At 61.6% G+C, this 25,497-nt stretch carries 24 protein-coding genes and 1 pseudogene; 9 read left to right on the top strand and 16 right to left on the bottom strand.

Annotation, left to right across the window (positions count from 1 at the left end; translation table 11 throughout):
- Positions 1 to 8 precede the first annotated feature (8 nt).
- The 4 genes from DFR48_RS15365 to DFR48_RS15350 all read right to left on the bottom strand — a co-directional run bounded on the left by DFR48_RS15365 (position 9) and on the right by DFR48_RS15350 (position 4,059).
- Complete coding sequence (locus DFR48_RS15365) at positions 9 to 854, bottom strand: ABC transporter permease (RefSeq protein WP_245415626.1); 846 nt, start codon at positions 852 to 854, stop codon at positions 9 to 11.
- Positions 847 to 1,707: an ABC transporter permease gene (locus DFR48_RS15360; RefSeq protein WP_114364051.1), complete on the bottom strand. Its 861-nt coding sequence runs from the start codon at positions 1,705 to 1,707 to the stop codon at positions 847 to 849. The genes DFR48_RS15365 and DFR48_RS15360 overlap by 8 nt, the downstream gene beginning before the upstream one ends.
- Positions 1,694 to 2,731, bottom strand: coding sequence for an ABC transporter ATP-binding protein (locus DFR48_RS15355; protein WP_114364050.1), 1,038 nt, complete (start codon positions 2,729 to 2,731; stop codon positions 1,694 to 1,696). The genes DFR48_RS15360 and DFR48_RS15355 overlap by 14 nt, the downstream gene beginning before the upstream one ends.
- Positions 2,732 to 2,823: 92 nt before the next feature.
- Positions 2,824 to 4,059 (bottom strand): extracellular solute-binding protein, encoded by a 1,236-nt coding sequence (locus tag DFR48_RS15350; RefSeq protein ID WP_114364048.1) that lies wholly within the window; start codon positions 4,057 to 4,059, stop codon positions 2,824 to 2,826.
- Positions 4,060 to 4,285: 226 nt separating this feature from the next.
- Between DFR48_RS15350 and DFR48_RS15345 the strand changes: the two genes are divergently transcribed.
- A complete protein-coding gene (locus DFR48_RS15345; RefSeq protein WP_114364046.1) occupies positions 4,286 to 5,422 on the top strand; it encodes an ROK family transcriptional regulator in 1,137 nt (378 codons plus the stop codon).
- 150 nt (positions 5,423 to 5,572) lie between these two features.
- Here DFR48_RS15345 and DFR48_RS15340 read toward each other — a convergent pair.
- Positions 5,573 to 5,762: pseudogene (locus DFR48_RS15340) on the bottom strand (IS5/IS1182 family transposase); the annotation flags it as partial.
- On the opposite strand from DFR48_RS15340, the gene DFR48_RS15335 reads away from it, so the two are divergent.
- Positions 5,763 to 5,972 (top strand): LysR substrate-binding domain-containing protein, encoded by a 210-nt coding sequence (locus DFR48_RS15335; protein ID WP_245415625.1) that lies wholly within the window; start codon positions 5,763 to 5,765, stop codon positions 5,970 to 5,972.
- A gap of 43 nt (positions 5,973 to 6,015) precedes the next feature.
- On the opposite strand, the gene DFR48_RS15330 is transcribed toward DFR48_RS15335, so the two are convergent.
- From DFR48_RS15330 to DFR48_RS15285, 10 genes are all read right to left on the bottom strand, one after another.
- Positions 6,016 to 7,467 (bottom strand): 4-hydroxyphenylacetate 3-hydroxylase N-terminal domain-containing protein, encoded by a 1,452-nt coding sequence (locus DFR48_RS15330; RefSeq protein ID WP_114364045.1) that lies wholly within the window; start codon positions 7,465 to 7,467, stop codon positions 6,016 to 6,018.
- A 99-nt stretch (positions 7,468 to 7,566) separates the two neighbouring features.
- Positions 7,567 to 8,526, bottom strand: a complete 960-nt coding sequence (locus tag DFR48_RS15325; protein WP_170141896.1) for a helix-turn-helix domain-containing protein — start codon at positions 8,524 to 8,526, stop codon at positions 7,567 to 7,569.
- A 49-nt stretch (positions 8,527 to 8,575) separates the two neighbouring features.
- Positions 8,576 to 9,439: a 3,4-dihydroxyphenylacetate 2,3-dioxygenase gene (gene hpaD / locus DFR48_RS15320; protein WP_114364041.1), complete on the bottom strand. Its 864-nt coding sequence runs from the start codon at positions 9,437 to 9,439 to the stop codon at positions 8,576 to 8,578.
- 242 nt (positions 9,440 to 9,681) lie between these two features.
- On the bottom strand, positions 9,682 to 10,473 hold the full coding sequence (locus DFR48_RS15315; RefSeq protein ID WP_114364040.1) for an SDR family NAD(P)-dependent oxidoreductase: 792 nt from the start codon (positions 10,471 to 10,473) through the stop codon (positions 9,682 to 9,684).
- A complete protein-coding gene (locus DFR48_RS15310) occupies positions 10,470 to 11,714 on the bottom strand; it encodes a Tm-1-like ATP-binding domain-containing protein (protein ID WP_114364038.1) in 1,245 nt (414 codons plus the stop codon). The genes DFR48_RS15315 and DFR48_RS15310 overlap by 4 nt, the downstream gene beginning before the upstream one ends.
- 23 nt (positions 11,715 to 11,737) lie before the next feature.
- A complete protein-coding gene (locus DFR48_RS15305; protein ID WP_114364037.1) occupies positions 11,738 to 12,670 on the bottom strand; it encodes a phosphotransferase enzyme family protein in 933 nt (310 codons plus the stop codon).
- Complete coding sequence (locus tag DFR48_RS15300) at positions 12,667 to 13,944, bottom strand: aspartate aminotransferase family protein (protein ID WP_114364035.1); 1,278 nt, start codon at positions 13,942 to 13,944, stop codon at positions 12,667 to 12,669. The genes DFR48_RS15305 and DFR48_RS15300 overlap by 4 nt, the downstream gene beginning before the upstream one ends.
- 63 nt (positions 13,945 to 14,007) lie before the next feature.
- Positions 14,008 to 15,510, bottom strand: a complete 1,503-nt coding sequence (locus tag DFR48_RS15295) for a tripartite tricarboxylate transporter permease (protein ID WP_114364033.1) — start codon at positions 15,508 to 15,510, stop codon at positions 14,008 to 14,010.
- A 9-nt stretch (positions 15,511 to 15,519) separates the two neighbouring features.
- The gene (locus DFR48_RS15290; protein ID WP_114364032.1) at positions 15,520 to 16,134 is read right to left on the bottom strand and encodes a tripartite tricarboxylate transporter TctB family protein; all 615 of its coding nucleotides are present in this window, start codon (positions 16,132 to 16,134) and stop codon (positions 15,520 to 15,522) included.
- 113 nt (positions 16,135 to 16,247) lie between these two features.
- Positions 16,248 to 17,180: a tripartite tricarboxylate transporter substrate binding protein gene (locus DFR48_RS15285; RefSeq protein WP_114364030.1), complete on the bottom strand. Its 933-nt coding sequence runs from the start codon at positions 17,178 to 17,180 to the stop codon at positions 16,248 to 16,250.
- Positions 17,181 to 17,291: 111 nt separating this feature from the next.
- Between DFR48_RS15285 and DFR48_RS15280 the strand changes: the two genes are divergently transcribed.
- From DFR48_RS15280 to DFR48_RS15265, 4 genes are all read left to right on the top strand, one after another.
- A complete protein-coding gene (locus DFR48_RS15280) occupies positions 17,292 to 18,098 on the top strand; it encodes an IclR family transcriptional regulator (RefSeq protein ID WP_114364028.1) in 807 nt (268 codons plus the stop codon).
- A 141-nt stretch (positions 18,099 to 18,239) separates the two neighbouring features.
- Positions 18,240 to 19,721, top strand: coding sequence for an aldehyde dehydrogenase family protein (locus DFR48_RS15275; protein WP_114364026.1), 1,482 nt, complete (start codon positions 18,240 to 18,242; stop codon positions 19,719 to 19,721).
- Positions 19,718 to 20,368 carry an HAD-IA family hydrolase gene (locus DFR48_RS15270; RefSeq protein WP_170141905.1) on the top strand — a complete coding sequence of 217 codons (651 nt, stop codon included), beginning with the start codon at positions 19,718 to 19,720 and terminating at the stop codon, positions 20,366 to 20,368. The genes DFR48_RS15275 and DFR48_RS15270 overlap by 4 nt, the downstream gene beginning before the upstream one ends.
- 4 nt (positions 20,369 to 20,372) lie before the next feature.
- Positions 20,373 to 21,725, top strand: coding sequence for an aspartate aminotransferase family protein (locus tag DFR48_RS15265; protein ID WP_114364023.1), 1,353 nt, complete (start codon positions 20,373 to 20,375; stop codon positions 21,723 to 21,725).
- 129 nt (positions 21,726 to 21,854) lie between these two features.
- Here the strand turns inward: DFR48_RS15265 and hpaR are convergent, their stop codons facing one another.
- On the bottom strand, positions 21,855 to 22,334 hold the full coding sequence (gene hpaR, locus DFR48_RS15260) for a homoprotocatechuate degradation operon regulator HpaR (RefSeq protein ID WP_114364022.1): 480 nt from the start codon (positions 22,332 to 22,334) through the stop codon (positions 21,855 to 21,857).
- A 116-nt stretch (positions 22,335 to 22,450) separates the two neighbouring features.
- Here hpaR and DFR48_RS15255 point away from each other — a divergent pair, with 116 nt between their 5' ends.
- The 3 genes from DFR48_RS15255 to hpaD (DFR48_RS15245) are packed head-to-tail and all read left to right on the top strand — an operon-like array spanning position 22,451 to position 25,456.
- Positions 22,451 to 22,843, top strand: a complete 393-nt coding sequence (locus DFR48_RS15255; protein WP_114364021.1) for a 5-carboxymethyl-2-hydroxymuconate Delta-isomerase — start codon at positions 22,451 to 22,453, stop codon at positions 22,841 to 22,843.
- A 60-nt stretch (positions 22,844 to 22,903) separates the two neighbouring features.
- Positions 22,904 to 24,418: a 5-carboxymethyl-2-hydroxymuconate semialdehyde dehydrogenase gene (gene hpaE / locus DFR48_RS15250; protein ID WP_114364019.1), complete on the top strand. Its 1,515-nt coding sequence runs from the start codon at positions 22,904 to 22,906 to the stop codon at positions 24,416 to 24,418.
- A 57-nt stretch (positions 24,419 to 24,475) separates the two neighbouring features.
- The gene (hpaD, locus tag DFR48_RS15245) at positions 24,476 to 25,456 is read left to right on the top strand and encodes a 3,4-dihydroxyphenylacetate 2,3-dioxygenase (RefSeq protein ID WP_114364017.1); all 981 of its coding nucleotides are present in this window, start codon (positions 24,476 to 24,478) and stop codon (positions 25,454 to 25,456) included.
- Positions 25,457 to 25,497: the final 41 nt, after the last annotated feature.

Here is a 25,497-nt window from a genome sequence, read left to right as displayed (position 1 = left end):
GGAGGTGGTCAGACTTTTCCCATGCCGCTCGCCAGGACGTCGTCGCGCATGATGCGGCCGGCCAGGACGAAGACGACGAGGACGGGAAGCAAAAGGATGAGCGAGACGATCGCCGCGAGGGGGAACTGCAGGGAATAGGGGTCGAGATAGGTGTAGAGCTTGATCGGCAGGGTCTGGATCACCGGCGCGCCGGTGATGAAAGTCTTGTCGAATTCCTCGAACGAGCTGACGAAGGAGAGAAGTCCGCCCGCCATCAGTCCGGGTGCCGAGAGCGGCAGGACGACATGTATGATCATGCCCCGGGCGCCGGCGCCGAGGGAGCGCGCGGCATGAATCAGTTCGTCCGGCAGCGCCTCGAAGGATGCGATCATGAGCCGGATCATCAAGGGCAGTGTGCCGATTGTCTGCACCAGCACGACGCCGGGTAGCGAATAAGCGAGGCCAAAGGTCAGCAGAACCTGACCGACACTGACACCGACGACGATGCCGGGGATGATGCTGGGCGCCAGGATGAACATCTCCAGCGCCCTCTTGCCCGGCATCCGGAACTTCGCCATGGCCCAGGCGGTTGGGAGGGCAATCAGCGCCGTCAGGACGGTGACAGCGGACGAAATCACGAGGCTGTTGAGGAGAGCGGGCTGCAGGCCGGCGCCATCCAGCACGTCGTGCCAGCGATCGAGAGTGACGTTCTCCGGCAGAAGATCCGGGTAGCTCCAACGGTCCGACAGGCTCCAAACAGCCATCAGCGCGACGGGAAGCCCGATGACCAGAAAGAGGCCGAGGAACAGGGTCCCCGAAACGATGAACCGTTCCTCCTTTGCAATCTGACGGATTTCGCGACGGGGGTCAGTCATCGGTGTGCCTCGCATTGGCGCTCGCACCGGACGTAAGCGCATAGTAGAGGAGAAGGGCCGCGATCGCGAACGCGGAGAGCACCATGCCGATTGCGTATACCTGCTGGATGTTGCCCTGGGAGAACGCCCGGACCATCAGCACGGAGAGCGCCGACGGGTTTGGTGCCCCGACGAGATCCGGAATCGCGAAGGAACCCATGGAGCCGATGAAGGTCAGAAGAACCGCGGCGGTGATGCCGGGCATGGCGAGCGGCAGTTCGATGAAGAGGAATGCCGAGACGGGGCTCGCTCCGAGCGAGCGGGCGGCGTGCCGCATGTCTTCCGGAATGGCGGCGAAGGCTCCCGTGATGACGAGGGTCATGAAGGGCAGCTGTTTCCACGTGGTGGCCAGTATGACGCCGACACCCCATTGATCTCGTACCATCTTGGGCAATTGAAGGCCAAGCGGCAGCAGGAGGCGGTCAATGAAGCCCCCTTGCTCGAAAAGCGTGAGAACCATCAGCGAGGTGATGATCGCCGGCACGGCCATCGGTATCTTGTAGAGGCCATTGAAAAGCTTGCGGCCGAGGAAGTGCTTTCGCAACAGCATTGCCAGTCCGATCGACAGGACCAACGTCACGGCGACGGGTGCCACTCCGTAATAGATCGACGTGGTGAAGCCGCGCCACATGACGGTTCTCGTGGCGAACACGGCGTAATGCTTGAACGTGAAGGCTGACAGGCCTTCGGTCAGACCAAAGCTGCCGAGCAGGGCTTCGAAGAGAGGAAAGCCGAACAAGACAAGCAGGAAGCTGATGCCCGGGAAGAGAAAGAGGAGGGTCTTTAGGCCGGAGCGCTTCCTAAGCCAGGTCATTGCTGCCCCCCTTCAGGACGCGCATCGGTCCGATCGGTGTGATGTTGACGCGTGAACCGGTCTCGATCAGCCGATCGCTTCCGCTGCGCGAGACATGGATGTCGCTTGAGGCGATACGGATGGAGTAATGAGCCTGCGCGCCCATGAAGGAGACAGAGGTCACGACGCCCGGACCGTCGGCCGCTACCGACATGGTGATGTTCTCCGGTCGCAACGAGACCGTCGCCGTGCCTTTCGCAGGCGCGTCGAGAACGGCTGCGCCGCCCCACGGCAATTCGGCAGTCGGGCCGTCAGCCGCCACCGTGAGGAGATTCGTCTGGCCGAGGAAACTGGCGGTGAAGACGTGCGACGGGTTGCGATAGAGCTCGACCGGCGTCCCGATCTCGACGATGCGTCCGGCATTCATCACGACGATTCGGTCGGACATGGCCATCGCTTCAGTCTGGTCATGGGTGACGTAGAGGCTGGTGGAGCCGATCTTCCGGTGCAGTGCGATGAGATCGTGACGCAAGCTGTCACGAAGCTTTGCGTCGAGGTTGGAAAGCGGTTCGTCGAAAAGCAGCAGGCTCGGCTGCATGACGATGGCGCGGGCAAGCGCCACGCGTTGCTGCTGGCCGCCGGAAAGTTGCCGCGGCATCCGGTCGACATAGGCATTGAGATTGCAGATTTCGAGAGCATGCGTGATGCGCCGCAACTGTTCGTCCTTTGTGACCTTGCGCATCTTCAGGCCGAAGGCCAGGTTCTTGCGGACGGACATGTGCGGGAACAGGGCATAGGACTGGAACACCATGGCGATGTCGCGCTTTTCAGGGGGCAGGGCGTCGATCCGTCGGCTCGCCAGATGAATCTCACCGGCCGTCGGCTCGGTGATGCCCATCAGAATGCGCAGAAGGGTCGACTTGCCACAGCCGGAAGGGCCGAGAACGGTGACAAATTCACCCCTTTCGACCTCCAGGAAAACTGGATGCAGGGCAATGGTTTCGCCGAAGCGTTTGGTGATGGCGCGAAGTCGCAGCTCGGTCATGGAAAGGAAGTCCGCACATATTTGACGAGGATGGGTGGCCGGAAGTCATCCAGCCACCGTCGCGGCCGCTCGAGGGAGTGGCGGATCGGGACCTAAAGTCCGGCGAGCACCTTTTCTTCGAGAGCCTTTGCGAGTGCGTCACCCATCGGCCAGTTGGCAGGCAGGGACAGGGCGGGGTAGACGGAATCCGGCAGCATGAACCTGCGCTTGTCGGCAGAGACCTTGCCGCCGTCGATATCCGGGCGGGGAGACCTCGAAGCCTTGGTTTCCATCTTGAAAGCCTGGAAGTCAGCACTGAACGCCTCGTTGATCAGCAGCATGGCGGCCGCCGGATGAACCGCGTTGGCCGGAATGATGAAGGCGTCGCCGCTGCCGATCTGCCCATTCTTCAGAAGCGTCATCTTGAAGGTTTCAGGCAGTTCCTTGTCGGCGAGGAAGGTCATGACATGGTCTTCCCACACGGTGCCCATCACCGCCTGCTTGTTGTTGATCAGGTTCAGCGTGTCGGCATTGCCGTTCGTCAGTTCGGCGGACTCGAACAGCTTCGAGAAATAGTCCCAGACCGGCTGCAGGCAGGGGTCCGACATGGCCCAATCGTCGTTTTCCTCCCGCGATTTGGAATAATCCGTCAGCCGGTCGTGGCAGGCGCCCGTCGTGTAATTCAGTGCGACCGACTGGAGGAAACCGCCACCGGACCCGCCCTTGGAGGGAAGCGTCACGGCAAATTTCTTCGGGTTCTTCTCGGACCAGGCAAGCAACTCGTCGAAGTCCGTCGGTACATCCTTCGCGTCGATCAGCGCGCTGTCGTAGCCGATGGCGGTCTGATTGCGATGGACGATGGGGAAGGTGCCATGGACCTCCTTGCCGAAGACGACATCCTTGAACTCGGCCGGAACGGTTGCGAGGTTGGGCAGGACGGAACCGAGATCGACGTTGGCGATCACATTGGCCGCGGACAGGACCGGGTAGGAGCCGCCGCCATCGAAAAAGGCGTCGACAGGCGCGTTCTGACCGGCCTTCTGGATTGCGATCAACTGCTGGTTGGCCTGGTCGCCCTTGACGTCGGAGTATTCGACCTTGATGCCGTACTTCTTCTCGAACGGCTTGATCAATCCTTCGTTCCACATCTGCGCGAAGCTTCCGGCGAAATTGTACATGACCACGCGACCCTCGGCTTTGGCCAGAGGCACCACGACGTCATAGAAATTGTCGCGCGTAATCTTCGACACGTCGAAGGTGGCATTCTTCAGCGTGCTTTGCGCGTTTGCAGAGGCGGTGAAGGCGAGGATGGCCGAGGCCAGCAAGGCCAAAGTGCTACGTCGGTTCATGGCTGTCTCCCTATGGGTCGTAAGTTTTCCTTCTTTTTATTACTCGCAATGTGTAATATTTTTATGACGATTGTCAACGAACAGAGTGTTGCAGATTTCTCTGCAAAAACCGTACATTAAATGTGGCATGGAATTTCCCGGTCCGTGCGTGTAAGGAAGATGGGCGGAGTGTTCCGTCGATTCCCGAGGATTTTTCATCCGTGTCAGGTAATAATGGAATGCCTAGGTGAGCACCTCGAAATCATCGACGCAATCACGCCTCGGCTTCAGCGAACGGTGGGTTCTGGACGTCATTCGCCAGCATGAGCCGATTGTCCGTTCGGACCTCACCAAGCACGTCGACCTCGCGCAGCAGTCCGTGCACCGGCTGGTCGAGGGGCTGGCGCAGGAAGGCCTTGTCCGGTCTGGAGAGACGGTTCGCCGCGGACGGGGGCAGCCAAGCGCGATGCTGGAAATACGCCGTGAGGCCGCCTATTCGGCTGGCATATCCGTTAACACGGATTCCATCACGATATGCCTTGTAGACCTTGCCTGTCATACGGTTGAACAGGTCGTTCTTCGTCAGCCGTCGCTTAATCGCCGGACCGCCCTTGTCGAGATCCGCGAAACGCTGGACCGCATGGCGCGCCGCAACCATGTCCCTCCGGAGAAGATCATCGGCATCGGCTTTGCGATCTCGGGCTTTTTCGTGCCGGGAGGCGGGATCAACGCGCCGGAACCCATGAGAGACTGGTCGCTTGTCGATCTGGCGCCGGAGCTCACGGCATTCTTTTCCAGACCGGTCTGGATCGAGAACAATGCTACGACCGGAGCGATCGGCGAGAAGATGCGCGGGGCCGGCCTTTGGGCGAAGACATTCGTCTACATCTCCTTCAACTACGGTTTCGGCATGGGCGTGGTGATCGATGGCAGGCCCTATTTCGGCGCTCACGGCAATGCGGGCGAAGTCCGCCTCTCCAATCCGGTGGAGGAGGGCGAGAGCCGACCGGCGCTCCGCTACCTGATTGATGAATTGCGTCGACAGGGTGTCGCCGTCGACTCCGTCAACGACTTGCGCGACCGTTTCGACCCTTCGTGGCCTGGGGTCGAGACATGGATTGAAAGGGTCATGCCGCAACTCGATCGCGCAGTGAATGCGGTCGCCGGCCTGTTCGATCCCGAGGCGATCGTGTTCGGCGGCCAGATACCCCCTGAACTTGGTCGGATGCTGATCGAACGCGTTACTTTTTGGGGTGCGCATCGCTATGGCGTCGGGTCACCGCTGCCGAAACTGGTGCTCTCGCAAGCGAACGTGGATCCGTCGGCGGCGGGCGCGGCGATGCTGCCACTCGATGCGCTTTTCTACCGGCGTGAGAGGGATTAGCGTCCGCAGTGAACGGGTCGAGGAGCGCTCCCTTCCTCGAAGCGCGAGTGTCGAGAAGTCGGCCCGGCATCCACCGTCAGCATTCCACTTCGTTCCAAGATCATGGTTATGACTGAGCGCCGTCGAGGGCTTCTTCGCCAGGGCATCGACTCATAGACTTTGACACCAGATTTCTCGTGGCGACGAGCTTCACGGCGGCGAGGTAATTTCCCGGACACTTGTCGTATCGAGTTGCAATGCCTCGAAACTGTTTGATCCGATTGAAGAAACGCTCCACGAGGTTGCGCTGCCGGCAAACCCGGCGCGAAAAGACGAAGGAGTTCTTGCGGTTTGTCTTCGGGTGGGGATCTTCCCTGACGTTCTCGTAGAGCCGGATGTCCGCGCGGGAAAACTCGTTCATCTCTTGCCGCAATGGTCCCTGCCAGAGGGTGGCATCCATGCCGCTTTTCCCGTGGCACGTTTCCGACCGGCCAAGGTGCGTATCTTCCTCGACATGTTGATTGCGGCGGAACGTAATCGAAGCCGCGAAAGCCGCACGTCCCGGCGGTAGCCGGGACGCAACGCTGTTGCAGGGGACGCGTCCCGGAAGATACTCAGTTGACGCCGTTTTCGTGAAGGAATTCATCCAGCACGCCGAAGCCGCCCTCGGCCAGCGTTTGCATGTGCTCACGAATAAAGTTGGTCGGCTGACTGGCGAGATAGAAATGCTCGTAGAGATCGACACGTGCACCGAGCGCAGAGCCGACGAAATCCCAGGCAAGACGGAAGATGCGGGCGCGATGCTCGGCGTCCTTGCCATTGGCCGACGGCATGTACTTGTCCAGCAAGGGCTGCATCGCCGGGTTCTTGAAGGCTTCCAGAGCGGGGGTGGCGAGCAGGTTGTGCGCGCCGATCGACTTCAGCAGTTCCGCCATGCGGCTCATCCAGCTCGGCATCTGCGCGCGGACGGCACGGAGCGGCCTGTCATCGCAGAAGAAGGCACCCGATCCCCAGTCGCGGGCGTCGATCATCGCGGCCCTGGTGGCAGCGCGGGTCAGTTGGGAGTATGACCACAGCTCTCCAAGCCGCATGGCCACGTCCGGCTTCTTCTCGACATTCATGATTTGGGCCATGCGCGTGCAGAGATCATAGGCGAACTCAAGCTTGACGGCGGCGCGTGTCGAGGTCTGCTGAAACACGTTCGCGGCCCATCCCGCGGCTCTGAGATTGTTGTAGGCGTTGAGATCGCAGTCGATGAACATGCGCTCGTGTGGAACAAGCACGTCATCGAAGATGACATAAGTGTCCTGTTCGTCGAAGCGGCTGGAAAAGAGCTGATCCTGCTGCGGTGCAGTCGTGCCGTAATGGTCGCGGCAGACCTGGATGACACCTTTCGTCTTGACGGGGATGGAGAACATCAGGGCGTGTTCGGCTGCGCTGCCGGGCGGAAGAGGCCCCGCCGGATAGACGAAGATCTCGTCGGCAAAGGGACCGAGCGTCGCGAGGATCTTGGCGCCACGCACAATCACGCCCTCGTCGGTGCGACCGACGGCCTTCAGCGCGATTTCACCGTTCAGGCCGATCAGTTCGCCCACGCTCTTGTCGATGGCGGGCTGGATGATGGTGTGCGTCATCGACAGGTCCTTCTCCACTACCTCGCGGTAGAAGGCATGAAGACGGTCATACGATGTGGCGTCCCCCTTGCTGGTGAAAATGTCCTTGCGGGCGACGAAGCCGGCCAGCGTCACGTTGACATAGTCGGGAGTGCGACCGAGCATGCCGCAGGAATACCGGGCGAACCGCTCGAAGGCGCGGTGGCGCCGCTGAAGGTCGTCGGCATTGCGGGGTACGATGAGGCTCGCATTCATCGGCTGACCCGTTACCGGATCGGGAACGAGGCAATCCTCTGCGTATCGGTGCTGCCAGTCGAAATAGCCCGCCATCCCCAGGACAGAGCCGCGGAGAACCGGATGGGTGGTAACGTCCTTCACCCGCTCATTGCCCAGCCAGATCTCCCGATCGTCCTTCAGCCCCTCGATGAACTCTTTTCCCGTTCGTGCTGCCATTCTGGTCTCCTCCTCACATGGACGCGCGTTCTTCTGAACCCGATAAGAACCGGAGCTTGCTCTGCAGCGGCAGCCCCGCCAATGGATGGATTTCCTCTTCTACTGGACATTTTCCACCTTCGACGCCGCACGGATCCGGTGGCGGTAGGTCGACGGGGTTTCACCGGTCAACCGTTTGAAGAAGCGGAAGAAGTAATTCACGTCCTCGAAGCCGAGAACGCCCGCGAGTTCCTTCACGCTGATCCCGGAGAACGAAAGATATCGCCGCGCCTCCTGGACGATGCGATCGTTCAGCACCGCCTTCGGTGATCGCCCGGCACTGTCCTGGCACAGCTCGTAAAGGCGCGACTGCGTTATGTTGAGGTCCTGCGCATATCGGGCGACGGACCAGTGTTCGGGATAATGCACTTCGACGGCTTCGAGAAATCGCCGATAGAGCGACGGCTGGCCGCTGCCTGAAGCAGACGCCTGGCCGTCTTGCGTTCCCAGTTCGAGTACCTTGGCGACAATGAAGGCCGCCAGCAACCGGACGGCCCCCTGCCGAGAGGGGGCTGCCGAGCGGAGCTCGGGCGCCAGCAGGCTGAAGCAGCTCAGGATCACGTTGACCGTCTCCTGCCCCTTTTCGCAGGAAAGATCTGCACAGAAGGGACGAAGCGCCTCCCGTTGAACCGGTAGATCATGGTGGCGAGCCATCTGCCACAGCAGGTCCTGGCGGACGGTCAGCACATGCCCGATCGCATCACCACACAATGAAAATGCGTGCGGCACGGCAGGCGGAGTGAAGAAGACGGCGGGACCCGTGCCTGCATGGCGCTCTTCATCGAGAACGAAATCGAACATGCCCGACTCGATGACATGAATCTGCAGGCAGTCGGCGTGGCGATGGGGCGGCGGCATGCGCCCCATCAGTTCAGCAAACCGGTGGATGGTCTCGTATTGAACTCCCGCCTGCGAGACGGGCTCGCCCCACAGGTCCATGACATTGATGTCCGGTATCACGCTGCTGGGACGCGTGAAGTCCGGAAGGGAGAGCGTCGCGCCGGCGACGTCACCAGGCAAGGTCGCGGGATTTTCCCATTGGCGGCCTTGCCTCTGTGGGGGGCGCAGTTCACTGCGGCAGGCTGAAGACGACATTTGTCTGGCCGGTGCCCGATGAGGGGAAGTATTCCGTGATGACCTCGCCGCGTCCCTGATACCGGTCCCAGCCCAGCGCTCCGAACAGCATCACGGTGTCATGCATGTCGCCCTCGCCGTCGCAATACTCGGCATAATCCGGCAACATCTTGAGGAAAGTCGAAAAATCGCCGTTCTGCCATAGTTCGAGCACGCGCAGATCGACCTGCCGGTTGAACTCGGAGGAGATCGTGGTGGTCCCGTTATTCTTGGCGTAGAGCTCGTTGGGCCAGATCTTGTGGGAGAGGGAGCCGGACGCGATCAGGGCGACGTTTGAATCGCTCGCTTCGATGGCCTCCATGATGGCCTCCCCGAGGCGCCGCGAAGACTCGTGGCTGTGCACGGTGCACATTGCGCCCACGGATACGACCTTCATCTTCCGCTCCAGGTTGCGCATCATGAAACGCATTGGAACGATCGTGCCGTATTCGAGATCGAGACTGTCGATCTGGTGTGAAAGGGTCGAGACCCCCTTGGCATTGGCCTTTTCGGCGATCAGATCGCCCAGGGCGGGATTGCCCTCGAATTCGTAGTCGAGGTCCCGGATGAATTGCGGGAACTCGTGGCTGGTGAACCTTCCCTTGAAGTGATGGTTTGCATTGATGTGATAACCGGCGTTCACGAGCCAGTGCGTATCCAGCACGATGGCGGTGTCCGCGCCTGCCAGCATCGCGCGTCGACCGATCTCGGCATGACCGTCTATCGCCGCCTTTCTCAAGCCTTTGAGCGGACCCTCCATTTCGGAAAGCAGCATTGTCGGCACGTGTGTGACCTTGGCCGCCAGTACGAGTTTGCCCATCATTTCCTCCCAGAAAATCATTAACGTGTTATCTATATGTCGCGGGCCGTGAGGTCACTTTGATCTGAATCAAATCAACGGATCGGCGCGAGATGTGCTGTTGGCGGAATAGGCCGCTTGCTCGATCCCTACGATCCTCGCACAGCAGTCTGGCCGAATGACTGCCCTGTTCCGCGGGTTCGATGCCGACTTGCGGTCGGGATGCCGCCGGCCGCAAGACACCCTGCGGCCGTGAGAAAAGGTCAGCCGAAGGCCAGGGTTGGGACGTCGACGATCGTCGACCCGCCGTCAACGGTCAGGGTTGCGCCAGTGATCATGGATGCCTCCGACGAGCAGAGGAACGCGATCACGGTCGCCACCTCGTCGGGATGGGCGGGGCGACCGAGAGGGACATCGCGCGTGACGATGCCATAGGCTTCCTCGCGGCTGGCAAGGTTCATCCTCGCCCGCAGCTCATCCATCTCCGCGTCGGCCATCTCGGTGGTAACCCAGCCGGGGCAGACCGCGTTGCAGCGGACGCCTTGCCGGCCGAAGTCACGGGCGATGGAGCGCACGAGCCCGATCTGGGCATGTTTGGTCACCGTGTAGCCGAATGCGCTGGCGGGTGCCGCGAGACTGGCGATGGAGGCGGTCACGGCAATCGCGCCCTTGCGGCGCACCAGTTCCGGCATTGCCGCGCGCAGCAAAACGAATGCCGTGTCGAGGTTCGCCCGGCAGGCATCCGTCCAATCGCGGTCGGTGGTCTCGGCGATTGTCGCAAAACCATGGCCGCCGGCATTTGCCACCACCACGTCGAGGCCGCCGAACTGTTCGACGGCTTGCGTAACTGCCGACTGGGCCTGAACCGGATCTGCCGCATCGCCGACGAAAATGGCCGCCCCGATCGGTTCGGCGACGGTTTCCAACTGCCCCTGGCGCCTGCCCATGATGACGACCTTTGCACCCTCTTGTGCCAGGCGTCGCGCCGTTGCCGCCCCGATGCCGGTTCCGCCACCCGAAATCAGAGCCACCTTGCCAGCATACCGGCCGTTCATCGGGCGATACTCCCCGCCGGTACGATGCCTTCGGCGACCCATGCGTCGAATTTCGCCAGCACGGCATCGCAGAACTCGGCATCGTTGATGTGACAATCCAGTGCCGTCATTTCCACCCGTCCACGCATCGCCGCTTCGATTTCGGCGGTGAATGCCGCCAGACCCTCCGGATCATGCGCCGCTTCTCCGGGACGGTCCCATTCCTCGATGCCGCCTTTCGGAAGAATGAAGTGGGTGGCGCCACCTGCTTGGGCGAGGCGTTCCGCCATGGCGCGGGCGAGGTGGCGGCGCTCCTCGACATTGAACGCCACGTTCTTGATCAGCCGATTGTGCTGATGGAAGGGGCGATCCTTGAACCGGTCGGGAATATCCTGCCAGCCGGCGAGATCCAGAATGTCCGCCGCACCGGGCGCCACCAGTTGCGGTGTCCGGCTGCGTCCGGCGCCTGACAGCCGGTCGGTGCCGGCACTGACGAGGGAACCGTGCTGAACGTTGACGAATTCCTGCAGGGAGAAGTCCATCACACAGGCGAAGACGCCTTCGGCGGCAAGTCGCTCGAAAGCCATGCCACCCATACCGGTCGTGTGGAAGACGGCCACGTCATAGCCCCGCTTCATCAGTTCCGGATGCAGCCTCTTCATGTATTTCAGGCATGACGATCCGAGCGAGGTCATGCCGATGACGGGTCGGTCGAAGGACGGGGCCTCGACCGCGCGGGCGGCACCGAGGACGGCGCCGGCCGCCTGGCTGAGCGACGACTTGCACAAGGGGTTGAGACCATAGAGACCACCAGCCCAGAGGATGAACTGCACGTCGGCCGCCATACGCTCAGCGGCAATCAGCGGCGAGCCCGCCACCGTCGAGACGAGATATTTCGGTACGCCGATCGGCAGAGATTGGGCGCAGTCGAGCGCAAGATCCGTGCCCATGGTGCCGCCCAATGCGATCATGCCGTCGAAGCGGCCCTCATCGAAGAGGCGCCGCGTCATCACGGCTGCCCCGGCGCTCATGCGTTCGAAGGCTTCGCCCTCTTCGCCGAGGGCAATCAGGTCGGGTATCGTCGTGCCGACGGCTTCCGCCACCTGATGCTTGCTCACTGCGACCGGAAAAGTGGCGTCCCCGAGGATGCTGACATCCATGGCAAGTGTGGCGCCGCCCTGGGCCTCGATGCGCTCGATGAGATAAGCGAGTTCCGCGGCTTTCGTGTCGAACGTGCCAATGACCAGAATTGTCTTTTTCATGGTTCCCCCTTTGACATTCGGGCTTATTGGAAAAAGGCAGTACAAAGGTTGTGTGCTTCGGCCACGAAGCGCTCGTTGCGCAGCGTCCCACCCGTCTCGTGTATCCTCGGCACGATCCAGCCAACATAAGACAGTGCACGTATCGTGATGAAAACATCAAGGCTCGTAAGGTCCAGCACTCGCCGGCTGAGATAGCCTTCAATGAGGGCAGCCTTCAGGTCGGGATAGTCCGGTTCGGTCATGTTCTTCAGCAGAACCGTCGCCATGTCGAACTGCCGATAGCCGAAGCCGCCGTCGTCGAAATCGATGATCTTGATCGTCTCTCCATCAAGCAGCACGTTTTCGCGGACGAGATCCGCATGGATCAGTCCGTAATCCAGGTCGGGACACAGTTCCGCAACCCGGTCCCGTGCCGCCTGCCGGAAGCGGAGAAACAGCTCCCGGGTATCCTCGGAGAGTGTGGGGTTTTCCCAGAAACGCCCCCATACGGGCGTGTCGCCCAGGAGACCTTCCAGGTCCCAGTGGCAACGCTTGAAACCGGGCGGACGCTTCCAGGCGTCACATGCTGCGTGCAGACCCGCCATTTCCGAACCGATGGCGTGGAAGGCGCCCAAGCGGTCCTTCAGGGCAAGGGGCTGGCGACTTTTGCCGAGTGGAGTGCCCGGCAGCCAGCTGACGACGTCAACGAAGAAGGTGTCGACGCATTCGAGAAGCCGGCCATTGCGTGACGGCAGGGGCCGCGGCACATGCAGGCCGGCCTTTTCCATCGCTTCCAGCCACTGCAATTCGGCGACGAGTTCGTCCCTCTCGCGGTAGCCGGGTCGCTTGATGCGAAGCGCATAGTCGCCCCGCGCGGATTTGACATGATAGACCCGGTTTTCCCTGCCGGCCACAAACTCGCAGTGGGTGTCCGTCAGTCCCCAGATTGCAAGGGATGCCTCCACGGGACTGCTCATATAGACACCGCCGCCTCGCCGATGACCTCGTCGAGCGTCGTCATAAGCAGGTCGAGATGCTCTTCGGCAAATGGCATCGGTGGACGGATCTTCAGGGTGTTCTTGTAGCGTCCCAGTTTCGACAGGATGATGCCGCGCTGCCGCATCTGGTTGACGACGCGGTCGGCGAAGGCGACCGCAGGTTCCTTGCTGTCTCGGTCGAGCACGAATTCGGCGCCGAAGACCATACCGGACTGACGGACGTCGCCGATGACCGGATACTTGCCGGCCAGTTCCGTCAGGCGCTGATGGGCCAGAAGTCCCATCTTTTCGGCGTGCGCCTGAAGCTTCTTCTCCTGCAATTCCTCCAGCACCGCCATGGCGGCGGCGCAGCTCACGGGGTTGCCGCCGAAAGTGTTGAAATAGCGGAAGGATTTGCGGAAGCGGGCCATGATCTCGGCGCTGGTGACGAGACCGGCGACGGGATGGCCGTTGCCCATCGGCTTGCCCATGGTCACGACATCCGGGGTGACGCCCTGTTTTTGATGTGCCCAGAAATGCGTGCCGCATCGGCCGAAGCCGGACTGCACCTCGTCGCAGATTAGAAGACCGCCAGCCCGCTTGACGGCCTCGGCCGCCGGTTTCAACCAGCCCTGCGCTTGCGCGGGAAAGCCCTCGTTCAGGAAGAGCGGGCACACAACGAGCGCTGCAAATCCGATGCCGCTCCTTTCCAGGTCGTCGATCGCCTCCTGCACCTTTTCGGCGAAGCGCTGGCCGTCCGGATCGGGGATACGATAGCTGTCGGGCGCTTCGACGTGACGGAAATACTGGCCGAGGCCGAAGCCCACTTCCGGTACGTTGCTCTTGGAAAGATGGCTCACCAGCGTGGTATTGCCATGATAGGTGGCATCCGTGGCAATGATGCCCCGCTTGCCGGTCATCGCCTCGGCCATGCGCAGCGCGATATCGTTGGCCTCCGAGCCCGTGCAGGTCAGGATTGCGGTCTTGAGCGGGTCGTCATAGGTCGCGGTCAGGCGTTCCACATAGTCGAGAATGCCTTCGTGCAGGTAGCGGGTATGTGTATTGAGCGTCGCCGCCTGCCGGCAGATCGCTTCCACAACACGCGGATTGCAGTGCCCGACATGCGGAACGTTGTTGTAGCAGTCGAGATACTTGCGGCCGTCGTTATCCCATAGCCAGACGCCTTCTCCGCGCACCACGTGAACGGGTTCGTCGTAGAATGTCGAGACGTTGGGGCCTAGCAGGGCGCGGCGGCGCGCAACGAGGTCATTCATGGTCGTACCTTCTCTGTGTATTCGTGCAGTTGCCAAGGGTGCGGGTACCCTCCTCGTCCGGCGTCATGGCTGAGGGCCGGTCGGGCTTTCCTGACGCCTTTTGCGGAAGCTGGTGATCGCGAACACGATCAATGCGGTCACGGCCAATCCGATCAGCGTGGCGGAGATCGGTCGCTCGAAAAAGACCAGCAGATTGCCGTTCGACAGGCTCATGGACTGCGCGAAGCGCCATTCGAAGAGCGGGCCGAGCACCAGGCCGATCACCATCGGGAAGGCCGGGATGTCGTTGCGGATCATGATCCGGCCGATGATGGCGAAGACGACCATGATCAGCGCATCGCTGATGCGGTAGTTCTGCGTATAGGAGCCGATCAGTGCCAAGATCATAACGCAGGCGCCGATGAAGCGGGGATTGATGTTGGCGAGGCGCGTTATGTATTTCGTCGCGAACAACAGGATCACCAGGATCAGGATGTTGACGAGAAAGAGCGAGGCGTAGAGGCCGCTGACGAAATCCGGATGATCGACAAACAGCCGGGGTCCAGGCACGATGTTGTGAATCATGAAGACAGTCAGGACCATCGCCATCAGCGGATCGGTCGGCATGCCGAGCGACAGCAGCGGGATGAGAACGGTCGAGGTGCAGGCCGAGATGGAGCTTTCCGACGCGATCAGACCTTCCGGAGCGCCCTTGCCGAAACGTTCGGGCGTCTTGGACAGGCGCTTGGTGATGGAATAGCTCAGGAACTGCGCCCCGAACTCACCAACGCCGGGCAGAAGGCCCATGGTGAGGCCGAGGCCCACCGAGCGGCCCAGGACCTTCGGATAGCGCAAGGCCTCCAGAAGACCGCGGAAGCGGTTGGTGTATTCGATCTTGACGGCCGGACCCGTTCGGGTTGGTGTGGTCAGCAGCACGAAACCCTGGCTCATGGCGAAGAGCCCGATGACCGCCGGTACCAGCGGCACGCCGCCGAGGAGCCAGCTTTCGTTGAAAGTGTAGCGCTGGGTGTTGAAGACGCTTTCCATGCCTACGGTGCCGAGGAACATGCCCATCCCCAGCGACATGATCGCGCCGCCGATCTGGTTGTAATGGGCGAGGATCACGGAGGAGATCGCCAGGATCGCGATGGCGACATATTCCGGGGCGCCGAAATTCGCAGCGATCCTGGCCAGGTAGGGCGCAAGGAATACCAGGGCGAGGACGGAGCAGATGCCGCCGATGAAGGAAGAGGAATAGGCCAGCGACAGGGCCCGATGGGCCTCGCCTCGGCGGGTCATCGGATAGCCGTCATAGGTGGTCAGAACATTGACCGGCGTGCCGGGCACCTTTATCAGGATTGCCGGAATGGCGCCTCCGTACCAAGCGCCGCCATAGGCGCCGAGCAACAGGGTGATGCCGGCCAGGGGCTCGAGTTGCAGCGAGAACGGCAAGAGGATCGCCATCGCGCCGGCAGGTTCCAGCCCGGGAATGGCGCCCACGGTAATGCCGCAGACCGCGCCGAGAAGCAGGGCCAGGAGAACCTGGTAGGTCGTGATGTGTTCGATACCGGCAAGGATGCTGTCCATGGGGGATCCTCAGAGGTAGATAGCAATCGACCGGACGAACCAGTCAGGAAAGAAGGTCTCGTAGAGCGGCGCCATCGGGAACCACAGGTCCATCCCGACGCGGAACACGATCACGACGAGGACGACGAATAAGGCGGCCTTCAGACGCCACGTCGTGCCGCGCAGTCCGGCCATCCAGACCACGACCTGGAGAAAGATGAAGGACGAAAGGGCAAAGCCGATCCAGCCGACAGCAAAGAGATAGACGAGAAAGACGGCCGAATAGGAGAGCGCCGGGCCGAGCGCGCCGAAAGCCCAGAAGGACCTTTTCCAGAAGTCGCCCGAAAATCCGGCCGCCCTGCCGGAGCGCAGCCAGGACGCCACCTGGAACAGTGCAGCGATTATGGTCGCCGTCAGGGTGAAAATCGGCCAGGTGGAGGGCTCGACCCACCAACCCTTTTGCATGGGGGCCGACCGCGTCGCGATCGGTAGAAGCAGGAGGAAACCGACGGCCAGGAGCGTGAAGATCAATGCGATCAGGCCCTGTGCCTCGGGATGAATGAACTCGGTATGCTCCGGATCGTCGGGCAGCGGTACGCCATGCGGCACCGGCTCGAAACCGGCAGACCCCTGTTCGGTGGTCATGGTTTCTCCTTTGCGGCTTTTGCCGCGAGATCGGTTTACATCGGCTGGAATGGAGGAGCCTGCAGTTCGGCTCACGTGGAAAGGGGGCGGCTAGGGCCACCCCCCACGTCACGTCATTTCTGGGTGTCGGCGACCAGAGCTTCGGCTGCCGTATAATCCGCATCGATCCGGGCCTTGGCCTCGGTCGGTCCGATCCAATAGACCCCGGCTCCGGTATTCTTCGACACTTCCTGTGCCTTTTCCGAGGCCATGGCCTTCTCGGCAATCCCGGCCAGCTTGTCGACGATCTCCTGCGGCGTGCCCTTCGGCAGGAAGAGACCGTTCCACAAGGTGATCTTCAGCCCCGGCACCTGCTCGGACAGAAGCTTGACGTCGGGAGTGAGCGAAAGCGGCTTGTCGGTATAGGCGGCGAGAACCTTGACGCTGTCGAGGCAGGGCAGGACCAGCGCCATCGACGTCGCCATCACGTCAACGTCACCCGACTGCAGCAGGGCGCAGTCGAGAAGATCGGCCGGCGTGTCGGCGGCAAACTTGAAGCCCAGCTTGTCGGCTGCGGCGAAAGTCGCCATTGTCGGAATAACGTCGTAACCGAAATGGCCGAGCTTGACCGGCTTGTCCTTGGCATAAGCCGCGAGGCTCGCCATGTCGCTGTACGGCGCATCGGCGCGACCGACCAGAGCGAAGGGATAGGTAAGGAAGATGCCGACCGGCTCGAAACTGGCCCGATCATAGGGGGCGATCTGTTTGATCACATGAACCGTCGGGACATCGATCACGAAAGATCCGACCGTATAGCCGTCGGGGTTGGCCTGGGACACGAAGGTCGCGCCTTCCACGGCGCCACCGCCGGGCCGGTTGACGACCTTGGCCGGTACCCCGGTTTCCTGGGTGAATTCGTCTGCGATGATGCGCGTCAGCTGATCTTCCAGGTCGCCTGGAGGCCACGGCACGACAAAGGTCACCGGGCGTTCGGGATATTCCGCCATCGCAGGTGGTGCGAAGGCAAGCAGAGCGAGTCCGACCATAAGCAAGCGTGATTTAAGCATTGACAACCCCTCTTTGGTTTATTATTGTCACCACTAGTTCAATATTAGCTCCCAGCTCTATTGTCGTCAATCAATTTTGAACGATTTGGCGTTCGGGATCTGTGTCCGGTGATGGGTTTCATGTCGACAACGGTAGCCAAAGCTCTCTCTCTGTTGGATTTTTTCTCGGAAGCGGAGCCTGAAATCGGACTGTCCGAACTCGCCCGCCGGTCCGGTATAGACAAGGCAACCGTGCACCGCATGCTCGTGGTCATGTGTGATCGCGGCCTTGTGGAACAGCGTGGCGGTGCCCGCCTTTACCGCTTGGGTGCGGGCGTGTTGCGGCTGGCACGTGTACGCGAGACGGCCTTCCCAGTGACCTCGGTCTTTCAGCACTCGCTCGACGCAATATCGGGGGAGATTGGGGAGACTGCCCATGCCTCACTGATCTCGGGGCGGGCGCTGGCGACGATCGGTGTCTCCGAGAGCAATCGCGGCAGTCGCGTTTCGCTTGTTGCCGGGGAAATCCTGCCGATGCACAGCACAGCCTCGGGACTGGTGATTCTGGCGTTTTCCAAGCCGGAGATGGTCGCGCGCATCCTCGGTGAGACGCTGATCGCTAAGACATCCCGCACACTGACGGATCCGAGCGTGTTGAACGTACGCCTTCAAGAGATCCGTCTCACCGGTTTCGCCGAGGCAGATCAGACGAACGAAGACGATGTCTACGGGATCGCCGTTCCGGTATTCGATCGCGACGGCGCGCCCGTTGGGGCGCTCGCGGTCGCCACACCCGCTCACCGGATGACAAACGAACTTCGGCGTCAAGCCATCGCCGCGCTGTTCCGGGAGGCTGAAAAGGTCAATCATGGGACGGACGGGCGCCCGCCGGCCGCATTCGTGGCGGCGGCTTCCCGATTTGCCCAAGCTCAGCACTGAACTCTTCCCGTTCCGCTGACGTCCCTACTTGCTCCGCCATGCGACTGGGCCCCGCCACAAGCGGGGTTGACCGATTCCGTTCTCCGGCGCATGATATAAACCGATGGTGTAAATATCAAACCGAAGCGAGCCGAGGCCGCCATGAACCAAGACCGTATTGACGTGCTTCGCGCGGTTCCGCTCGCAGCCTTCCAACACGTGATTAACGGACGCCGTGTTTGCGCCTCGGACGGTGGTGCCATGTCCGTGATCTCGCCGGTCGACGGGACGGTGCTCACGACGATGGCACGCGGGACGCGGGAGGACACCGATGCCGCCATCGCCGCTGCCCGGCAGGCATTCGACAGCGGCATCTGGTCCGACGTGGCTCCGGCGGTGCGCAAGAAGATCCTGCTTAATTGGGCCGACCTGATCGAAGCAAATGCCCTGGAACTCGCTGTTCTCGGCGTGCGCGAAAATGGCACGGAAATCGGCATGGCGCTGAAGGCGGAGCCGCTGTCGGCGGCTGCCACGATTCGCTATTACGCTGAAGCCGTCGACAAGCTGTTCGGCGAGGTCGCTCCGACGGATCCCGCTTTCCTCGGGCTCGTCCATCGCGAGCCTGCGGGTGTCGTGGGCGCCATCGTTCCCTGGAATTTTCCCCTGATGATCGGCGCCTGGAAGTTCGGCCCGGCTCTCGCCGCAGGATGTACCATGGTGCTCAAGCCGGCGGAAACCGCTTCGCTTGGTCTGGTGCGGCTGGCCGAATTGGCCCTGGAGGCAGGCATGCCGGCCGGCGTGTTCAACGTAGTGACCGGCGAGGGGGCCGTCGTCGGTGCCCGGATCGCGGAATCCATGGACGTCGATGTCCTGGTGTTCACTGGCTCCGGGTCAACCGGACGACGGCTGCTCGAAGCTGCGGCTCGGTCGAACCTTAAACGGGTCTATCTGGAACTCGGAGGAAAGTCGCCGAACATCGTGTTCGCGGACGCTCCGGATCTGGACGAAGCGGCGAGAGTGTCGGCACACGGCATCTTCCGGAATTCGGGCCAGGTCTGCATCGCCGGCTCGCGCCTTCTCGTCGAACGCCGGATCCATGAGGAATTCGTCGAAAAACTGGCCTTCCATGCCGCATCGATCAAGGTCGGCAATCCGCTCGATACGGCAACCCAATCCGGTGCCGTCAATTCCGAGCGGCAACTGAGGCAGAACCTGCAATTCGTTGAGGAGGCGCGCGGCCAGGGGCGCAAGGTCATCGGCGGCCAGCGTATCCTGGAGGAGACCGGCGGTTTCTACATGTCACCTGCCATCGTCGCGGATGCGGCGAGAGAAGACCGCGTCTTCCAGGAAGAGGTGTTCGGTCCCGTCCTCGCTGTGACGGCCTTTGACACCGAGGCGGAGGCCGTGGCTCTCGCCAACGACAGCAAGTACGGCCTCGCGGCAGCGATCTGGACATCCAATCTGTCGCGCGCCCACCGGATGGTGCGCAAGATCAGGGCCGGGTTGGTGCACGTCAACACTTACGGCGGCTCCGACCTCACCATTCCGTTGGGCGGTGTCAAGCAGTCGGGTAATGGACACGACAAATCGCTCCATGCCTTCGACAAATACCTGGATCTCAAGACGGCATGGATAAAGCTGTGATGCGCGCACTGGTTCTCGATTTCGGCGGAGTGATTTCCAAGACACTGTTTGAGACGCATTCACTGTCGGAAGCCGCGCTCGGGCTGCCTTCGGGAACGCTGACGTGGAGGGGTCCCTTCGACCCAGATGGCGACGATGCCTGGCGTGCGATGCAAGCCGGGGAGATGACGGAGCGCGACTACTGGGCCTTGAGAATGCGCGAGACCGGCGCCCTCATCGGCGAAGCGTGGACGGAATTTCCGGAGTTCGTCGGCCGCCTGCGCGGGGCCGAGCCGGAAGCTGTCATCCGTCCGGAAGCGCTCGACGCGATCACACGGGCCAAGGCGTCCGGCTGCAAGCTCGCGATCCTGTCGAACGAGCTTGATCTCTTCTATGGCAAGGATTTCCGCTCCAGACTGCCCTTTCTAGCGGATTTCGATCTGATCGTGGACGCGACCTATACAGGGATACTGAAACCCGATCCCCGAGCCTTCCGGTTCGTGACCGACGGATTGGCGATCGAGGCGAAAGACTGTGTCTTCGTCGATGACCAGGCCAAGAACTTAAACGGCGCCGTCGCGGTCGGCATGCCGTATGTCCATTTCGATGTCACGCGTCCGGGCGAGAGCTATGCGCTTGCGCTCGACATGCTCGCACAGGGAAACTAAGCGAATGAAGACCTCCAATTACCTCAAGGAAAACAACGCCAAGCGCCTGTGGCATCCGATGGCGCACCCGGCCGAGAGCCTCGCCAGCCCGCCCGATATCATCGTCGAGGGGGAGGGCGTCGAAATCGTCGATGTCGACGGCCACCGATTGCTCGATGCCGTTGGCGGGCTATGGAACGTCAATCTCGGCTATTCCTGCGAGCCGGTGAAAAAGGCGATCGCCGCGCAGCTCGATCGGCTTCCATACTACTCGATCTTTCGCGGCACGACGAATGACAATGTCATCGAGCTTTCCGAGATGCTGGCGGAATTCTTCGCGCCGGACGGTCTGTCGCGGGCGTTCTTCACGTCGGGCGGATCGGACAGCGTCGAGATCGCGCTGCGGCTTGCGCGTCAGTATCACAAGATCCGTGGCGAGGCCGGGCGCGTCAAGTTCCTCAGCCTGAAGAAGGGCTACCACGGCACCCATACTCTCGGTGCATCGGTGAACGGGAACTCGAATTTCCGGACGCAGTACGAGCCGCTGATGCCCGGCTGTTTCCACACGCCGGCGCCGTATACCTATCGAAACCCGTTCAATGAATCAGATCCCGAGCGGCTTGCGCAGCTTTGCCTCGCAGCGGTCGAGGACGAGATCAAATTCCAGGATCCTTCGACCATCGCCGCCTTCATCATGGAGCCGGTATTGGGTGCCGGAGGTGTCATCCCGCCGCACAAGAGCTTCATGCCGGGCCTGCGGGCGATCTGCTCGAAATACGGCATCCTGCTGATCGCGGACGAGGTGATCACGGCTTTCGGGCGCACCGGAAGCTGGACCGGATCTCGCCATTGGGGTGTCCAGCCGGACCTCCTCTGCTCGGCCAAGGCCATCACCAACGGCTACTTTCCCTTCGGGGCGGTCATGGTGTCGGATGCAGTGGCCGAGGTGTTCGAGAAGGATACGTCCGGCAAGGGTGCCATCGGATCGGGTTACACCTATTCTGGCCACCCGGTCGGTGCGGCGGCGGCCATTGCCTGCCTGAAGGAAACGGAACGGCTGCAGGTCGCGACAAATGCCGCCTCGCGCGGGGACGAGCTCTTTGCCGGCCTGCAGGCTCTCATGACAAAACACGGCGCCATCGGCGACGTGCGTGGCGGTGAGGGCCTGATGTGCGCTCTCGAACTGGTGTCGGATCGCGGCTCCAAGGCGCCGATCGACAAGAAGAGCATCGGAAAGGTGCACCGGGTGACCTACGAGGCCGGCGTCATGGTGCGCGTTTCCGGCAACAACATCATTCTGTCGCCGCCGCTGATCATCACAGCGACCGATGTCGCAAAGATCCTGTCGGCTTTGGATGCGGGTCTCGCAGCGCTCTGACTTGTGTCCTGATGATTGCCGGTTGGAAAACGGATGCCTGTCCGAGGCGGAGCATAGACCCGCAAGTGTCGGTCGGTGGATGCTCGCGCAGAATCGGGCTCAATCGGAGCGCTGGGGTGAGATCGGCTCTTACTCAGGATTCGTCGTATCGGCGAGCTCACTCAGAAGATGGAGCAGGAGGTCCATCTTCTCTTCGCCGAACTTGCGTTCGAGATCCGCATAGATGAGGCGACTTTCGGGCGTGACTTCCTCAATAACGCGGAGGCCCGCCGGAGTGATCTGCAACAGCACGCGTCGACCATCGGCCTCGTCGCGGGCCTTTTTAATCAGGCCGTGACTTTCGAGCGTCTTGATCATCCGCGTCAATGAAGGGCCAAGGATGAAAGTGCGTTCGGCCACTTTGGTGGCATCTACTACACCGTTTTCTGCGAGAAAGCGGATCACGCGCCACTGTTGTTCCGTGAGGTCATGCGCCGCCAGCATTGGTCGAAAATGCGTCATTACCGCTTCGCGCGCACGAAGCAATGCAATCGGCAGCGAACGTTTCACATTGCGCGGCAGCAGCGCGTCCTGCTCCAGGTCGGGTCTCTTATTCTCGGCAATGGTCATGCGTCCTCTATGAGGAAGTTCGAGGCCATTTGCAAACATTCCTTGCTGTCGCCGTTCCCTCCTTGACAGACCCGCCAGAACATTTAACCTGTTAAATAGAAACAACGGAGGAGCCATTGCCGCATTTCACATTCGACTACTCGGCCAATCTCGAGGGTTTGGTCGACTTGAAGGCTTTGGCGAAGCTCATCCATCAGACGATGATGGAAACGGGCCTTTTCGAGCTCGGGGCGATCCGCGTGCGCGGCTTTCGCACCGACATCTATGCGGTGGCCGATCTGCTCGAGGAAAACAGCTTCATCGACATGTCGTTGCGCATCGGCAAGGGGCGCAGCGAAGCGGATCGCAAGCGTGCAGGCGAGGCCATCTTCGCCGCTGTCAGCGCATTTCTGTCGGAGCGGTTCGAGACGCCGCATTTCATGCTGTCGCTCGAAATTCGCGAGATTGACGCGGATTTGAGCTGGAAGAAGAACGCCATTCATCCGCGGCTTCGACAGAAGACCATTTGATAACTGACAAAAGACATAAGGCGTCGGCTCGACGCACAGCAAGTTCAGGGAGACGGATGCATGGCATCGTTTGAAGACAATCTGAGCAAGGCCAAGGCCTATCTGAAAAAGTTCGAGGGCGGCGTGAAAAACCGCATCGGCGGAGAGGATCTCGACGCTCTCGACGGCTCGACCTTCGAGACCATCTCGCCGGTCGATCTCGGTGTCCTGGCCAAGGTCGCGCGCGGCAAAGCTGCGGATGTGGATCTCGCGGCAAAGGCGGCGAAGGCAGCCTTCGCCGAATGGGCCGCGATGCCGGGCGATGCCCGCAGGAAGCTGATGCACAAGATCGCCGATGCAATCGAGGCGCGGGCGGAAGAGATCGCCTTCGTCGAATGCATGGACACCGGACAATCGCTGAAATTCATGGGCAAAGCGGCGCTGCGTGGTGCGGAGAACTTCCGCTTCTTCGCGGACCGGGCGCCGGAAGCGCGGGACGGCAAGTCGTTGCGGGCGCCGGGGCAGGTGAACCTGACCACCCGCGTGCCGATCGGCCCGGTGGGTGTCATCACCCCCTGGAACACCCCGTTCATGCTGTCGACCTGGAAAATCGCGCCGGCGCTGGCAGCTGGCTGCACGATCGTCCACAAGCCCGCTGAATTTTCCCCGTTGACGGCGCGACTTCTGGTGGAAATCGCCGAAGAGGCCGGTCTGCCCAAGGGTGTCTGGAACCTGGTCAACGGCTTCGGCGAGGATGCCGGCAAGGCGCTGACGGAGCATCCGCTGATCAAGGCAATCGGTTTCGTCGGCGAGAGCCGAACCGGTTCGATGATCATGAAGCAGGGTGCCGATACGCTGAAACGGGTGCATTTCGAACTCGGCGGCAAGAACCCGGTTGTGGTCTTTGCCGACGCCGACCTGGAACGCGCCGCCGATGCGGCCGTCTTCATGATCTATTCGCTGAACGGCGAACGCTGCACATCCTCGTCGCGACTGCTGGTCGAGGAGAAGATCTACGACCAGTTCACGGCCATGGTCGCGGAGAAGGCCAAGCGCATCAAGGTCGGCCATCCGCTCGACCCGCAGACGGTCATCGGGCCGCTGATCCATCCGGTGCACGAGAAGAAGGTGCTGGAATACATCGAGATCGGCAAGTCGGAAGGGGCGCAAGTCGCTGCCGGCGGCGAGAAGTTCGAAGGCCCCGGCGGCGGCTGTTATGTCAGCCCGACGTTGTTTACCGGAGCGAACAACCAGATGCGCATCGCGCAGGAGGAAATCTTCGGCCCGGTGCTGACGGCGATCCCGTTCCGCGACGAGGACGAGGCCCTGTCGCTCGCCAACGACGTCCAGTACGGCCTGACCGGTTATCTCTGGACATCGGACGTCACCCGGGCCTTCCGCTTCACCGACCATCTCGAGGCCGGGATGATCTGGGTGAATTCGGAAAACGTCCGGCACCTGCCGACGCCGTTCGGCGGCGTGAAGAATTCCGGAATCGGCCGCGACGGCGGTGACTGGTCCTTCGATTTCTACATGGAAACCAAGAACATCGCATTCGCCACCAAGCCGCACGCCATTCAGAAGCTCGGCGGCTGAATTTCACACGACACGATCGACGCCTGCGGCGCCAACCGCAGGCCGGAGGAGGACATCATGGCACTACCGGAACCCAATCTCTACCCGCCCTTCAACATCGTACGCCTTAGCCACGTGGAATTCGGCGTGACCGATCTCGCCCGTTCGCGCGCCTTCTACGTTGACACGCTCGGCCTGCAGGTGACCGACGAGACGTCGGATGCGATCTATCTGCGTGCGATGGAGGAGCGTGGCCACCACTGCATCGTTTTGCGCAAGTCCGACAAGGCCGAAGCGCGGGATCTCGGCTTCAAGGTCTATGACGAAGCCGAACTGGAAAAGGCGGCGCGCTTCTTCGACGGTAAGGGGCTCGGTGTCGAATGGGTCGAGCGGCCCTACCAGGCGCGGACCTTCCGCACCCGCGACCCGCACGGCACGCCGCTGGAATTCTACGCGAAGATGGACCGCCTGCCGCCGATTCATCAGAAATACGCGCTCTATCGCGGCGTCAAGCCGCTGCGCATCGACCACTTCAACTGCTTCTCGCCGAATGTCGATGAAAGCGTCGCCTTCTACAACGAGATCGGTTTCCGGGTCACCGAATACACCGCTGATGAAGAGACGGGCCGTCTCTGGGCCGCCTGGACCCACCGCAAGGGCGGTGTGCACGACATCGCCTTCACCAATGGCAGGGGTCCGCGTCTGCATCACACGGCCTTCTGGGTGCCGACGCCGCTCAACATCATCGACCTGCTCGACCTGATGTCGACCACCGGCTGGGTCGCCAATATCGAGCGCGGTCCGGGTCGTCACGGCATCTCGAACGCCTTCTTCCTCTACATCCTCGATCCGGACGGCCATCGCATCGAGATCTATTGCTCGGATTACCAGACCGTCGATCCCGATCTGGAGCCGATCAAGTGGGATCTGAAGGATCCGCAGCGCCAGACGCTGTGGGGGGCGCCGGCGCCGCGTTCGTGGTTCGAGCACGGGAGCCTGTTTGCAGGAGCTGCTGTCCGTGAGTCCGACCTGAAGGCGCAGCCGATCATCGCGCCCTGACCTCATCCCTTGGAGGGCAGCACGGCACACGTGCTGCCCGA

Origin of the sequence: Ciceribacter lividus (assembly GCF_003337715.1) — a bacterium.
GTDB lineage: Bacteria > Pseudomonadota > Alphaproteobacteria > Rhizobiales > Rhizobiaceae > Allorhizobium > Allorhizobium lividum.
Note: the sequence above shows the minus strand (reverse complement) of the source record. Positions and strands in the feature narration are given on the sequence as shown.

Bases quoted from the DNA above. Each gene is read 5' to 3' on its own strand.
- DFR48_RS15365 (WP_245415626.1), bottom strand. From the start codon at position 854: ATGACTGACCCCCGTCGCGAAATCCGTCAGATTGCAAAGGAGGAACGG.
- DFR48_RS15360 (WP_114364051.1), bottom strand. From the start codon at position 1,707: ATGACCTGGCTTAGGAAGCGCTCCGGCCTAAAGACCCTCCTCTTTCTC.
- DFR48_RS15355 (WP_114364050.1), bottom strand. From the start codon at position 2,731: ATGACCGAGCTGCGACTTCGCGCCATCACCAAACGCTTCGGCGAAACC.
- DFR48_RS15350 (WP_114364048.1), bottom strand. From the start codon at position 4,059: ATGAACCGACGTAGCACTTTGGCCTTGCTGGCCTCGGCCATCCTCGCC.
- DFR48_RS15330 (WP_114364045.1), bottom strand. From the start codon at position 7,467: ATGGCAGCACGAACGGGAAAAGAGTTCATCGAGGGGCTGAAGGACGAT.
- hpaD (WP_114364041.1), bottom strand. From the start codon at position 9,439: ATGGGCAAACTCGTACTGGCGGCCAAGGTCACACACGTGCCGACAATG.
- DFR48_RS15315 (WP_114364040.1), bottom strand. From the start codon at position 10,473: ATGAACGGCCGGTATGCTGGCAAGGTGGCTCTGATTTCGGGTGGCGGA.
- DFR48_RS15310 (WP_114364038.1), bottom strand. From the start codon at position 11,714: ATGAAAAAGACAATTCTGGTCATTGGCACGTTCGACACGAAAGCCGCG.
- DFR48_RS15305 (WP_114364037.1), bottom strand. From the start codon at position 12,670: ATGAGCAGTCCCGTGGAGGCATCCCTTGCAATCTGGGGACTGACGGAC.
- DFR48_RS15300 (WP_114364035.1), bottom strand. From the start codon at position 13,944: ATGAATGACCTCGTTGCGCGCCGCCGCGCCCTGCTAGGCCCCAACGTC.
- DFR48_RS15295 (WP_114364033.1), bottom strand. From the start codon at position 15,510: ATGGACAGCATCCTTGCCGGTATCGAACACATCACGACCTACCAGGTT.
- DFR48_RS15290 (WP_114364032.1), bottom strand. From the start codon at position 16,134: ATGACCACCGAACAGGGGTCTGCCGGTTTCGAGCCGGTGCCGCATGGC.
- DFR48_RS15285 (WP_114364030.1), bottom strand. From the start codon at position 17,180: ATGCTTAAATCACGCTTGCTTATGGTCGGACTCGCTCTGCTTGCCTTC.
- DFR48_RS15280 (WP_114364028.1), top strand. From the start codon at position 17,292: ATGGGTTTCATGTCGACAACGGTAGCCAAAGCTCTCTCTCTGTTGGAT.
- DFR48_RS15275 (WP_114364026.1), top strand. From the start codon at position 18,240: ATGAACCAAGACCGTATTGACGTGCTTCGCGCGGTTCCGCTCGCAGCC.
- DFR48_RS15265 (WP_114364023.1), top strand. From the start codon at position 20,373: ATGAAGACCTCCAATTACCTCAAGGAAAACAACGCCAAGCGCCTGTGG.
- hpaR (WP_114364022.1), bottom strand. From the start codon at position 22,334: ATGACCATTGCCGAGAATAAGAGACCCGACCTGGAGCAGGACGCGCTG.
- hpaE (WP_114364019.1), top strand. From the start codon at position 22,904: ATGGCATCGTTTGAAGACAATCTGAGCAAGGCCAAGGCCTATCTGAAA.
- hpaD (WP_114364017.1), top strand. From the start codon at position 24,476: ATGGCACTACCGGAACCCAATCTCTACCCGCCCTTCAACATCGTACGC.